Raw genomic sequence first — 12634 nt, forward strand, 5'->3', positions numbered from 1 at the left:
GAAATGTCAGCGGTTGTGACCGCCCACATCGTACTGCGTGAAACGTCAGTTTTTAGCTTTGTCGACCAGCTTGTTCTTGGCGATCCACGGCATCATGGCGCGCAACTTGGCGCCGACTTCTTCGATCTGATGCTCGGCACCGATCCGGCGCATGGCTTTCAGGGTCGGTTGGCCGGCCTGGTTTTCAAGCACGAAATCCTTTGCGAAGCGGCCTGACTGGATGTCGAGCAGCACGCGCTTCATTTCCTTCTTGGTCTCTTCGGTGACGATGCGCGGGCCGGTCACATAGTCACCGTACTCGGCAGTGTTCGAGATCGAATAGCGCATATTGGCCATGCCGCCTTCGTACATCAGGTCGACGATCAGCTTCAGTTCGTGCAGACACTCGAAATAGGCCATTTCGGGCGCGTAGCCGGCTTCCACCAGGGTCTCGAAGCCGGCCTGCACCAGCGCCGTGGCGCCGCCGCAAAGCACCGCTTGCTCGCCGAACAGGTCGGTCTCGGTTTCTTCGCGGAAGTTGGTTTCGATGATGCCGGCACGGCCGCCGCCGTTGGCCGAGGCATACGACAGCGCAATCTGCTTGGCACTGCCCGATGCGTCCTGATGGACGGCAATCAGGCTGGGCACACCACCGCCCTTCAGAAACTCGGAACGCACCGTGTGGCCGGGGCCTTTGGGCGCAATCATGATCACGTCGAGGTCAGTACGCGGCTCGATCAGCTTGAAGTGGATGTTGAAACCGTGGGCGAAGGCCAGTGCGGCACCCTGCTTGAGGTTGGGCACCACCGAATCTTCATAGATCTTGCGCTGGTCCTGGTCCGGGGCAAGGATCATGACCAGATCGGCCTGCTTCACGGCATCGGCAACTTCGAGCACCTTCAGGCCGGCGGTTTCGGCCTTGGCCCAGCTCTTCGAGGTTTTGCGCAGCGCGACGGTGACGTCAACGCCCGATTCCTTCAGGTTCAACGCGTGGGCGTGACCCTGCGAGCCGTAACCGAGAATGGTGACCTTCTTCGACTGAATCAGGGAAAGGTCGGCGTCTTTGTCGTAATAGACGGTAATGCTCACGGGGGTCACTCCAGCAGGCCGCAGCGCGGCTGATTAAGGTTGAGAAGATTGATCGGCAGCGTCGGCGGTCTGCGGCACTGCAAGACAGGCGCCGCCGCGCTCGATGGCGGCAAGGCCACTGCGCACCAGCTCGATCAGGCTGGCACGCTCGGTAAGGTCACTGATTAAAAGGTCATTTTCCAGCACGGTGCCGGAGTGCTTGAGCACCTGGATGCCGTCCTGATCGTCGAGAACCACGGCGCCATGACGATGTGCGCACTCGACAATGGCGTCAGCCTGACCGGCCGCCGCACGCACCTTGACCAGCACCAGCTCGGACTCGAGATGGTCGGTGAGGGACAGGTCGCGAATGTCGACCACATCGACCACCTTGCGGGTCTGCTGCACGATTTGATGCACCACCGCATCCGAGCCGAAGGTGACCAGCGTCAGGCGCGACACGTGGGGATCCTCGGTGGGAGCGACCGAGAGTGAATCGATGTTGTAACCGCGGGACGAAAACATGCCGGCAACGCGCGCCAGCGCGCCCGCCTCGTTTTGCAGCAGCAGGGTAATGATGTGTCGCATAAGGGCGCGAATCCTAGACAGTTCGGCGTGGCGGCGCAACGAAAAGCGACGCCAGGCGCCCTGCAGCCGCCACGGAACTGGGCCGAATTTACCGCCGCCTGGGGCCCGGATGTCATGGCAGCGTCAACGTCAGGCGCTAGCAGGCTGGTGAAAATCTCTCCTCTTCCCCTGACTTTCTCATGCTCCCTGGATTTTTCGGCGCGGGAGAGACGCCGTGCGAGCTGATCTCGCGGGTGTTGCGGTGTCCGACGGCGCCCTTGGGGCACCTCTGGACGGATCTCGCCTATGCCCGGATCGTCTGCGGCTGCAGCAGGCTGAGCATGCGCACCAGGTTGTAGGCGGCAAAGGTCAGCAGCGCCTGTCCCTGGATGCGCTCGACGCCCTTGTGCCGGGTCTTGCGCAGCCCGCCGACGGTCTTGATCCAGCCAAAGGCTTCTTCGATGCGTTTGCGCCGGTTCAGGCTCAGGGCATAGGCCTTGCCACGGGCTGCGCGGCCGTCGACGGCACTGCCGGTCTTCTTGCGCGCGATGTGGGCCTTCAAGCCCTGCTTCTTGAGAAAACCGACGAAGGCCTCGGTGTCATAGCCCTTGTCTCCGGCCACCGTCGCACCGGACTTGCGAATGCTGCGCCGGATCATGCGCTCGGCGGCGACCCATTCGGCCCGTCCGTCGGCCTGGGTGGTCTCCACATCGACAATCAGGCCATTGCGGTGCTCGGAAAGTGCATGCGTCAGATAGCGCAGCTTGGCTTCCGCGTAGGTGCCCTTCTTGTAGAGCCGGGATTCCGGATCGGTGGTGCTTTGATGGGTGGCGTTGCTGCGCGACTCTCCCGAAAAGTCCACCTCGGGGTTGCGGCCACCGCCTCCGCCACGGGGGCCGCCGCCGTCCTTGCGCACGAAGCTCTTGTGGCCGGCCCAAGCTTCAATCATCGAACCGTCGACGCTGAAATGTTCGTCGGAGGTCAACTGCTGCCATTCGGCCAGATAGAGCACCCGCTGGAAGAAAGCGCGCGCCATCTGGGTCGACAACAGCCGGTCGCGGTTGGCGCTGAAAACGGTGCGATCCCACACCGCGTCGTCCATCTGCAGCCCGACAAACCACCGAAACAGCAGGTTGTAGTCCAGCTGCTCGATCAGCAGCCGCTCGCTGCGGACGGTGTAGAGAATCTGCAGCAGCAGTGCCCGCAGCAGCCGCTCGGGTGGAATCGACGGGCGCCCGGTGTGCGAGTAGACCGCCTCAAACTCGGCATCCATGCTCGCGAGCAAGCCATCCACCAGGGGCCGCAGCCGCCGCAGCGGATGATCCTCCGGCACCCGGCGTTCCAGAGTGATGTAGCTGAACATCGCGAACTGTCCCGTGTCGGTTCCGCGCATCGATCCGCCCAAAGTCACCGCTCCTGCGGCACCCTTCAACAAGCAATAATCGTGTCAAATCAGAGGGCTGGGGCTTTTTCACCAGCCTGCTAGGCTTATCGCAGGCCTTGGACCCAATGCGACCGATGAACCCTCTCTTGCACCCCATCGAAGCACAGGGCCTGTCGCGCCGCGTTTTCCTCAGGCACCTGCTGTTGACCGCCGGCAGCGTTAGCGCGGCCACCTGGCTGACCGGCTGTGGCTCGTCGGGCACCATGCCTGGCAGCCAAAGCGGCCGCCGCAGCCCCTTCGCAGACATGGGTCCGCTGCTGCCGGCCGATGACAACGGGGTCCAATTGCCTGCCGGCTTCACCTCGCGGGTCGTCGCCGTCTTCGGCGAGCCCCCCGTGGCCAGCAACCCCAGCTTTCTGTGGCATTCCGACCCTGATGGTGCGGGCGTCTTCCGCACTGACGATGGCGGGTGGATTCTGCTTTCGAACTCTGAGGCGCGTGATGCCACGACCGCCTTCGGCCAATTGCCGGCCGACCTGCAAAGCCTCGCCAGCCGCGATTCGCTGGAAGTGCTCAACAGCGTGCTGGGCCCTATCACCGGTCTGTTGCCGCTCAGTCCGCCGTTGATCGTGCCGTTTGCCGGCGGGGTCAGCGCGCTGCGCTTCGATGCCGATGGCACCCTCGTCGACGCCTACCCGGTTCAACGCAACACCACCACCAACTGCTCCGGCGGTGTCACGCCCTGGGGCACGTGGATCAACGGCGAAGAGATTGCCGACGGCTTCATGTTCGAGTGCAGCCCACTGCGCGACGGTGGCACGCCGATCCGCCTCGACCGATTCGGTCGCAAAGCCCACGAGATGGCGGCAGTGGACGTTGCCGGCCGGGCGATTTACCACACCGAAGACATCAGCGGCGACGATCGCTTCTACCGCACCGTGTTTGATGCACAGGCGTGGCCCAGCGGCGGCAAGCCGGACTACGCGCAGGGCGTGCTGCAGGTCTTGGCAGTCGATGCCGGCCTCGAGGCGGCACGACAGGGCCCGGTGCCCATCCGCTGGGTTAACGCCGTTGACGACGGCCGCCCACAGAACCAGGTCTACCCACCCGAGTCGACGATCTTCGCCGGCAACGAGGGCGTGTGGTTTCTGCGCGATTTCGTTTTCTTCTCGACCAAGAGCGACGACAACATCTGGGTGATCGACACCCTTGGCGGCACCGTCGAGAGCATCTACAACCCGGCCGATGGCCCCATCGGCTCGCCGGTCGACCCCGCTGAGCCGGCGATGTTTGGCGTCGACAACATCTGCATGACCCTCGACGGCGAGATGATCGTGGTCGAAGACGGCGGTGACATGCGCGCCATGGTCTTGCTGCCCGATCGCAGCACCATTCCGCTGCTGCGGCTGCCGGGCAATGCCAACGTGACCGAGGTCACCGGACCGGCCTTTTCACCGGATGGCCGGCGGCTGTATGTGTCCAGCCAGCGGGCGCTGCGCAATGGCCTGCCGGCCGCATTCGGGTTGGGCGGCGTGACCTACGAGATCACCCTGCCGTTTGCGGTGCGGGTCGATCCACCGCTGGCTGCGATGCTTTAGGGCGTTCCGGCCTGCGAGGCCCCCACCCGTTCGCGCGCCAGCGCCTGCATGTCGGCCACCGTGTCGGCCTCGTCCATGATCTCCAGCCCCAGCAGGGTTTCAATCACGTCTTCCATGGTGACCACACCCTGGGTCACGCCGTACTCGTCAACCACCACGGCCAGGTGCGTGCGGCTCTGGGTCAGCCGTTTGACCAGGACCGGCAGGTGCATGCGGTCGAGCACGAACAGCGCCTCGCGCTGGTAATTGCTGACGGGCTGTGTCTGCTCACCCCGCGCGGCGGCGGCGAGCAGGTCATCACGGAGCACGAACCCGCTCACCGTACCAATCTCGTCGCGATACACCGGCAGACGTGACACCGTGGCCGAGTCATCGCGCGCCAGAAAGTCGCTGATGACCGTGTCGGCACGTACCGCCTGCACCACCGTGCGCGGCGTCATGATCGCGCGCGCCGTGGTCTCTCGAAACGCCATCAGGTTGCGGATCACTTCGGTTTCGCTGTCGTCGAGCCGCCCTTCGTTCTGGCCCTGCTCGGCCATCGCCAGAAAGTCGTGACGCGAGAAAACCGGCCGGTCACCGTCCTTTTTCAGCAGCCGGGTCAGCCCTTCGCTCATCCGCACCAACGGGTAGAGCACCCAGATCAACACCTTGAGACTAGTCACCGTGAACGGCACAAACTTTTGCCAGTAACTGGCGCCCAGGGTTTTGGGAATGATCTCGGAGAAGACCAGAATCGCCAGGGTCGCGGCCCCAGCAATGATCGCCTCGAAGCTCAGAGACAGGCCAAAAAGGTCCAGACCAGCACTGCCAAACAGCACATTGGCCTGCGCACCAACGCCGATCGCACCCACGGTGTGCGCGGTGGTGTTGAGCGTGAGAATCGCCGACAGCGGACGGTCGATGTCTTTTTTGAACTCGGCCAGCAACTTGCCGGTGGTGCTGCCCTTGGCGATAGCGCCGGTGACATAGCTGGGCGTCACCGACAGCAGCACCGCCTCCCACATCGAGCACGCGAAAGAGATCACCAGCGCCAGGAGCAGAAAAACAATCAGTAGCGTCATGGCCGCAGCCTGCCAGAAGCCGCCCGTTGGCGTCCTTTCAGGTTCGGGGCAAGGTCACACCCTGCTGGCCCTGGTATTTGCCACCCCTGTCCTTATACGAGGTCTCACAAATCTCGTCCGACTCCAGGAACAACATCTGCGCCACGCCCTCGTTGGCGTAAATGCGCGCCGGCAGCGGCGTGGTGTTGGAGAACTCCAGGGTCACATGGCCTTCCCATTCCGGCTCCAGCGGCGTGACGTTGACGATGATGCCGCAGCGCGCGTAGGTACTTTTCCCCAGGCAAATGGTCAGCACGCTGCGCGGAATGCGGAAGTATTCGACCGTGCGTGCCAGCGCGAACGAGTTGGGCGGAATGATGCACACCGGCCCCTTCACATCGACGAAGCCGCGCGGGTCGAAATTCTTCGGGTCGACGATGGTGCTGTTGATGTTGGTGAAGATCTTGAATTCATCGGCGCAGCGCACGTCGTAGCCGTAGCTGGACACGCCGTAGCTGATGATCTTCTGGCCGTCGACTTCGCGGGTTTGCCCCTCGGCAAACGGTTCGATCATGCCCTTGCGGGCCATTTCGGTGATCCAGCGGTCAGATTTGATGCTCATGTGAGTGCGATCTTCAGTCGTCGGTGATTTCGAGGGTCGGGAAGCTTCCAGCCGCGCCAAAGGCCAGCTTTGCAGCCGCGCTGATGGCGATGTCGCGGTAGCGCCGGGCCAACGCGCCATCGGGCTCGGCGACCACGGTGGGGTGGCCACCGTCTGCGTTGAGGCGAATGCTCAGGTCCAGCGGCAGGCTGCCCAGCAGCGCAATGCCGGCGTCATTGGCCATACGCTGGCCGCCGCCACTGCCGAAGATCGCTTCTTCATGGCCGCAGTTGCTGCACACATGGGTGCTCATGTTCTCGACCACGCCCAGCACCGGCACCGACACCTTGTTGAACATGGCCAGCGCCTTGCGCGCGTCCAGCAGCGCGATGTCTTGCGGCGTGGTGACGATCACCGCGCCCGACACCGGAATCTTCTGCGACAAGGTGAGCTGGATGTCGCCGGTGCCCGGCGGCAGGTCGATGACCAGGTAATCCAGGTCGTCCCAGCGGGTTTCGGTGATCAACTGGGTCAGTGCCTGGCTGACCATCGGCCCGCGCCAGATCATCGCCTGCGACGCGTCGATGAGGTAACCGATGCTCATCGTCTGCACGCCGTGCGCCATCACCGGCAGCATGGTTTTGCCGTCGGGCGAGCTGGGCTTGGTGGCATCGGCGCCCATCATTCGCGGCTGGCTGGGGCCGTAGATGTCGGCATCCAGCAGGCCCACGCGCGCGCCCTCGGCGTGCAGCGCCAGCGCCAGATTGGCCGACACCGTGGACTTGCCCACTCCGCCCTTGCCGCTGGCCACGGCGATGATGTTGCGAATGCCGGGGTAGGCCTTGAGCGCGCCGCCTAAGGTGGCAGTGCCGATCACACTGCTCACATCAACAGTTATGGGCCCTTCCAACACCGTGGCCAACACCTTCGGCAGATCGGCTTGCAGCGTGGCGGCAAGACTGCGCGCCGGAATCGGCAGGTTCAGTTGCAGTCGCCAGCCCGTGCCATCCGCCACACACCCGCCGACCACCCCGGCGCTCACCAGGCCTTGCCCGATCAACGGGTGTTGGTAGTCGTCCAGTGCGGCCAGCACCTCGGGGGAACAATCCTGCATCACGGCGCCCGCGAAAAATGGGGCTGCATTGTGCGACATCGGCGCGCATCCGGCAGTGCGCCCACGGGCGTATGAAGGGCGTCGCTCATCCGAGTGACGACGCTGTTGCCCCACCTCACCCGGAGTGCCTCCATGTCATCGCACCGTTTCTGGTCGACCCCGTTAATGGTCGGCACACTGATCGCAGCCGGTGGCCTGACCGGGTCCGCCCTGGCCAACGACCCCGTCGCGCAGGTTGATGCGCTGGAAGCGCTGGCCGGCAAGCATCCGGGCTTTCGTCGTGGCCAGGCCAAGGGCGTATGTGCCAGTGGTCATTTCGTCGGCACCGAGGCGGGCAGGGGGTTGAGCAAGGCCAGCGCCTTTTCGGGCGACAAGCACGCGGTGGTGGCGCGTTTCTCGGTGGGGGGCGGCAACCCGACCGCCACCGATCAATCCAAGTCAGCGCGCGGCCTGGCGCTGCAGATGACCCTGCCGAACGGCGAGCAATGGCAAATGGCCAACATTTCGGCGCCGTTGTACTTCGTCGGCAAGCCCGAATTGTTTGCGCCCTTCGTGCTGGCCCGCGCGCCCGACCCAGCCACCAGCAAGCCCGATCCTGACGCACTCGCCGCCTTCAGCAAGGCGCACCCCGAGACGCTCAAGCAGGCGGCGTGGCTGGCCGAGCAACCCATCGGCGGCAGCTACGCCGGCTACCGCTACTGGGGCGTCAACGCTTTCGAATTGACCGATGCCGAGGACGAAAGCCAGTTCGTGCGCTGGTCGTTCACCCCGCAGGTCGAGCTTGCCCCGCCGGATGTGGCCAGGCTCGCCAAGCTGGGTGATGATTTTCTGGCCGATGACCTGGCCCGGCGCCTTGAAGACGGGCCGGTCGCCTTCGACTTTCATTTCCAACTGGCCACCGAAGACGACTCGCGGGTCGATGCCACGACAATCTGGCCCGACAGCAATCCACGCGTGCTGGCGGGCACCCTGGTGATCGACGCCACTACGCCCGGTGTGGGCGGGGCCTGCGACAAGATGATGTTCAACCCGCTGACCCTGCCCGAGGGCATTGCGCCGTCGGACGACCCGGTATTGCACGCTCGGCCGGGCGCCTACGCGGTGTCATTCGGGCGTCGCGCAGGCGACCAGTAACCCGAGACGAGCGCACATCAACCGGGCTCAACCGCCCGTTGCTGGCATGGCAGCGGCGATTCGTTGCGCCAACGCCTCAAGCGCATCGCGCCCGTTCTCGCGCGGACGGCGCTTGGCGGCCAGCAGACTGATGTGCCAGATCAGCCGCGTCACCGTGCGCAGCGTGTCGCCGCCGTAGCGCGGAATGACGTGAATGTGCACGTGCGGCACCGTCTGGCTGGCGCCCTTGCCGTCGTTCACCAGCAGGTGCTGCGCAAGGCTGCCCAGCGCCTGACGCTGGGCAACACCCACGCGCCGCGCGACTTCCCACAGGTGCCCCCGCAGGTCGGCATCCAGTTCATCCAGGGTCGCCACCGACTTGCGCGGCACCACCAGCACATGGCCACGAGTGATCGGATTGATGTCCATGAAGGCCACGCATTCTTCGTCCTGATGCACGAAGCTGGCGGGCAGCGCGCCTGCCATCAGATGGTCGAAAATCGTCATGTTTGATTAGCTCTCGGGTCAACAAGGATGTGATGCGCACCGATACGGATCGAGACGCCCAAAAGGTTTGCAGTACGCTACAAGCCTCAAAAAAACTTTTGCCGCAGATGGGAACCCTTGGGGCACCCGCAATCATCATTGCCCTGCTCTTGAGATGTGATCAGCTCGACTTCATTGAAGGATCAAGATCGGCTGGGTGAATCATGCGCGAGGGAGCAAGCCGACGACAATGAAGCGCCTCGGAGAAGCGGTCGCGTGAGCCTCGAAGGACAACTCCTCGATAAAAATTTTTTGCGATCAGTCACCGGCAAAAGTGCCGACTGGAACGAGCCGGTCAAAGATTGCGTCGCGTTCGCCAACGCGACGGGTGGTCGCCTGCCACTCGGCATCGAAGATGGTCATGAGCTGCCTTCGGTCGAGACGCTGCAATCTTGGATCAAGCGATGGCTGGAATGGGCTTTGATCCAAAGCGCGGGCCGCTACCCTGACACCAAGATGGGCGACCTTCATCGGCGGGTAGGGGCAGAAATTCCGCGCTCTCGGGTACGGCGTGCTGTTGAGCAACTGGTCAAAGACGGCGAACTGCTTCAGAAGGGGGGCGCAATGGCACACGCTACCGCCTCCCCTGATTTGGCTCAAAAGCGGCCATATCCGCCCAGCCTGAACCAAATTAATGCGCCAAACGGGCCGACTCGAACGCTAACGATTTATTCCGCCAAGAGTTTTGCTTTGGTCCACAAGCGAGACTTGAGCCAAAGTGCCTTCCCGAGAGCGCAATCGAAGAGCTTGCGTCCTGCCAGCGATAGCAGAACAGCATGGAATCTTGGTGCATTACGCACCAGACAGGGAAAACGGTAACTCATGACCAAATCCGAGGCTCAAACCCGATCAGAGCTGGTTGACCAGCACCTCGCCCAGTCTGGCTGGAACATCAAGGACCCCACGCAGGTCATCGAAGAATTCGACATCTTGACCGTCTTGCCAGAGGGGGCGGCCGAACCGCGTACGCGCTACGAAGGCCACCAGTTCAGCGACTATGTCCTGCTGGGCAAAGACCGCAAGCCACTGGCGGTAATCGAAGCCAAAAAAACAAGCCGAGATGCTGCCATTGGTCGTGAGCAAGCGAAGCAGTATTGCCACAACATCCAGAAGCAATTGGGCGGTGAGCTGCCATTCTGCTTTTACACAAACGGTCACGAAACCTATTTCTGGGATCTGGGAAATGCCCCACCGCGCAAGGTGGTCGGTTTTCCCACCCGTGACGACCTAGAACGCTTCGCCTACATCCGCCGCAATCGCAAGCCACTGACGCAAGAGTTCATCAACACCTCGATTGCAGGTCGCGACTACCAAATCCGTGCGATTCGCTCAGTGCTCGAAGGCATTGAGCAGAAAAAGCGTGACTTCCTGCTGGTGATGGCCACCGGCACCGGCAAAACCCGCACCTGCATTGCCATGGTCGATGCCTTGATGCGCGCTGGCCACGCTGAGAAGGTGCTGTTTCTGGTCGATCGCATCGCACTTCGCGAGCAGGCACTGGCGGCCTTCAAGGAACACATGCCCAACGAGCCGCGCTGGCCCAATATGGGCGAAAAACTGATCGCCAAAGACCGCCGCATTTACGTTGCCACCTATCCCACGATGCTCAACATCATCCGGGACAAGGCGCAGCACTTGTCTCCGCATTTCTTCGATTTCATCGTCGTCGATGAGAGCCATCGCTCCATCTACAACACCTTCGGCGAAGTGCTCGACTACTTCAAAACCATCACCCTGGGTCTGACGGCCACGCCGACCGACATCATCGATCACAACACCTTCCAGCTTTTCCATTGCGAAGACGGCCTGCCGACCTTCGCCTATACCTTCGAAGAGGCCGTGAACAACGTGCCGCCCTACCTCTGCAACTTCCAGGTCATGAAGATTCAGACCAAGTTCCAGATGGAAGGCATCAGCAAACGCACGATTTCGCTGGAAGACCAAAAAAAGCTGATCCTGCAAGGCAAGGAGGTTGACGAAATCAACTTCGAAGGCTCGCAGCTCGAAAAGCAGGTGATCAACAAGGGCACCAACACCCTGATCGTCCGCGAGTTCATGGAGGAATCCATCAAGGACGCCAACGGCGTGCTGCCGGGCAAAACCATCTTCTTCTGCGCCACCATGGCCCACGCCCGGCGCATCGAAGAAATCTTCGACAAGCTTTATCCGCAGTACAAGGGCGAGCTGGCCAAGGTGCTGGTGTCGGACGACCCGCGCGTCTACGGCAAGGGCGGTCTGCTCGATCAGTTCACCAACAACGACATGCCACGCATTGCCATCAGCGTGGACATGCTCGACACCGGCATCGACGTGCGCGAAATCGTCAACCTCGTGTTCGCCAAACCGGTCTATTCCTACACCAAGTTCTGGCAGATGGTCGGACGCGGCACACGCTTGCTGGAAACGAGCAAGCCCAAACCCTGGTGCCTTGAGAAAGACGTGTTCCTGATCCTCGACTGCTGGGACAACTTTGAATACTTCAAGCTCAATCCCAAGGGCAAGGAACTCAAGCCACAGTTGCCACTGCCCGTGCGTTTGGTAGGTCTGCGGCTCGACAAGATCGAGAAGGCCAACGACAGCGGCCATGCCGACATTGCTGGTCGTGAAATCGCCAAGCTCCGCCTGCAAATTACTGCGCTGCCCAAGGAATCGGTGGTGATCAAAGAAGCCGCCGCTGTGCTGGCGCGGCTGGAAGATGAAAATTTCTGGATCAGCCTCAGCCACGACCGGTTGGAGTTCCTGCGCGCTGAAATCAAGCCGCTGTTCCGTACCGTCTCCGAGGCCGACTTCAAGGCCATGCGTTTTGAGCGCGATCTGCTGGAATACTCGCTGGCCGTGCTGAATGAAGACAAAGCACAAGCCGACGCCATCAAGGCAGGCATCGTCGAACAGATCAGTGAACTGCCGCTCTCGGTCAGCTTCGTGAAGCAGGAAGAAGCCCTGATCCGCGCCGCGCAAACCAGCCGCTACTGGGTCAAGGCGGATGAAGATGCCTTCGATGAATTGGTCGCCAAGCTCGGTCCACTGATGAAATTCCGCGAGCAAAGCACCGGCCAGGAGCAAACCCACCTCGACCTGCTCGATGAGTTGCACAAGAAAGAACGGGTGGAATTCGGCCCGCAGCACGAGGCGGTGAGCATCAGTCGTTACCGTCAAATGGTCGAGGCGCTGATTGCCGACCTCACCGAGCACAATCCGGTACTGCAGAAGATCAAGAACGGCGAGGCAGTAAGTGCAGATGACGCCAACCGACTAGCCGAACTGCTGCATGAAGAACATCCACATATCACCGAACATCTGCTGCGGCAGGTCTACAAGAACCGCAAGGCGCGCTTCATTCAGTTCATTCGCCACATCATGGGCATTGAGTTACTTCAGAGCTTTCCGGATGAAGTCAGCGCCGCCTTCGACCAATTCATCCGTGCCCACACAACGCTCAGCAGCCGACAGATGGATTTCCTCAACCTGCTGAAGAACTTCATCATCGAGCGCGAAATGGTGGAGAAGAGAGACCTGATCAACGCCCCCTTTACGGTCATCCACCCGCAGGGCATCCGTGGCGTGTTCAGCACGGCCGAAATCAACGACATCCTTCAGCTGACCGAACGGTTGGCTGCCTAAACA

General features: G+C 62.0%; 10 protein-coding genes and 1 pseudogene. 4 read left to right on the top strand and 7 right to left on the bottom strand.

The genetic code is table 11. The annotated features are described in order from the left end of the window. Positions 1 to 45 precede the first annotated feature (45 nt). The 3 genes from ilvC to U741_RS0114990 form a co-directional block, all read right to left on the bottom strand. Entirely contained in the window at positions 46 to 1062 is a 1017-nt protein-coding gene (gene ilvC, locus U741_RS0114980) for a ketol-acid reductoisomerase (protein ID WP_029891259.1), read from the bottom strand. A 39-nt stretch (positions 1063 to 1101) separates the two neighbouring features. Further along, positions 1102 to 1635, bottom strand: a complete 534-nt coding sequence (ilvN, locus tag U741_RS0114985) for an acetolactate synthase small subunit (protein ID WP_029891260.1) — start codon at positions 1633 to 1635, stop codon at positions 1102 to 1104. A 283-nt stretch (positions 1636 to 1918) separates the two neighbouring features. Continuing rightward, positions 1919 to 3007 carry an IS5 family transposase gene (locus tag U741_RS0114990; RefSeq protein WP_029891024.1) on the bottom strand — a complete coding sequence of 363 codons (1089 nt, stop codon included), beginning with the start codon at positions 3005 to 3007 and terminating at the stop codon, positions 1919 to 1921. A gap of 125 nt (positions 3008 to 3132) precedes the next feature. On the opposite strand from U741_RS0114990, the gene U741_RS19055 reads away from it, so the two are divergent. After that, positions 3133 to 4596, top strand: coding sequence for an alkaline phosphatase PhoX (locus U741_RS19055; protein WP_152551634.1), 1464 nt, complete (start codon positions 3133 to 3135; stop codon positions 4594 to 4596). On the opposite strand, the gene U741_RS0115000 is transcribed toward U741_RS19055, so the two are convergent. From U741_RS0115000 to apbC, 3 genes are read right to left on the bottom strand one after another with little or no spacing between them, the layout of a single operon-like run. Continuing rightward, on the bottom strand, positions 4593 to 5657 hold the full coding sequence (locus U741_RS0115000) for a CNNM domain-containing protein (protein WP_029891262.1): 1065 nt from the start codon (positions 5655 to 5657) through the stop codon (positions 4593 to 4595). The two genes, U741_RS19055 and U741_RS0115000, sit on opposite strands and share 4 nt — an antisense overlap. 37 nt (positions 5658 to 5694) lie before the next feature. After that, on the bottom strand, positions 5695 to 6258 hold the full coding sequence (gene dcd, locus U741_RS0115005) for a dCTP deaminase (RefSeq protein WP_029891263.1): 564 nt from the start codon (positions 6256 to 6258) through the stop codon (positions 5695 to 5697). Between the two features lie 13 nt (positions 6259 to 6271). Then, positions 6272 to 7390 carry an iron-sulfur cluster carrier protein ApbC gene (gene apbC / locus U741_RS0115010; RefSeq protein ID WP_235200478.1) on the bottom strand — a complete coding sequence of 373 codons (1119 nt, stop codon included), beginning with the start codon at positions 7388 to 7390 and terminating at the stop codon, positions 6272 to 6274. Between the two features lie 93 nt (positions 7391 to 7483). Between apbC and U741_RS0115015 the strand changes: the two genes are divergently transcribed. Beyond that, positions 7484 to 8485 (top strand): catalase family peroxidase, encoded by a 1002-nt coding sequence (locus U741_RS0115015; protein WP_029891265.1) that lies wholly within the window; start codon positions 7484 to 7486, stop codon positions 8483 to 8485. 27 nt (positions 8486 to 8512) lie between these two features. On the opposite strand, the gene U741_RS0115020 is transcribed toward U741_RS0115015, so the two are convergent. Beyond that, the gene (locus U741_RS0115020) at positions 8513 to 8971 is read right to left on the bottom strand and encodes an HIT family protein (protein ID WP_029891266.1); all 459 of its coding nucleotides are present in this window, start codon (positions 8969 to 8971) and stop codon (positions 8513 to 8515) included. A gap of 255 nt (positions 8972 to 9226) precedes the next feature. On the opposite strand from U741_RS0115020, the pseudogene U741_RS20095 reads away from it, so the two are divergent. Beyond that, a pseudogene (locus U741_RS20095) lies at positions 9227 to 9600 on the top strand (AlbA family DNA-binding domain-containing protein). Between the two features lie 232 nt (positions 9601 to 9832). Next, the gene (locus tag U741_RS0115030; protein ID WP_029891267.1) at positions 9833 to 12631 is read left to right on the top strand and encodes a type I restriction endonuclease subunit R; all 2799 of its coding nucleotides are present in this window, start codon (positions 9833 to 9835) and stop codon (positions 12629 to 12631) included. The last annotated feature ends 3 nt before the right edge of the window (positions 12632 to 12634 follow it).

Source organism: Polycyclovorans algicola TG408, assembly GCF_000711245.1.
GTDB classification, from domain to species: domain Bacteria; phylum Pseudomonadota; class Gammaproteobacteria; order Nevskiales; family Nevskiaceae; genus Polycyclovorans; species Polycyclovorans algicola.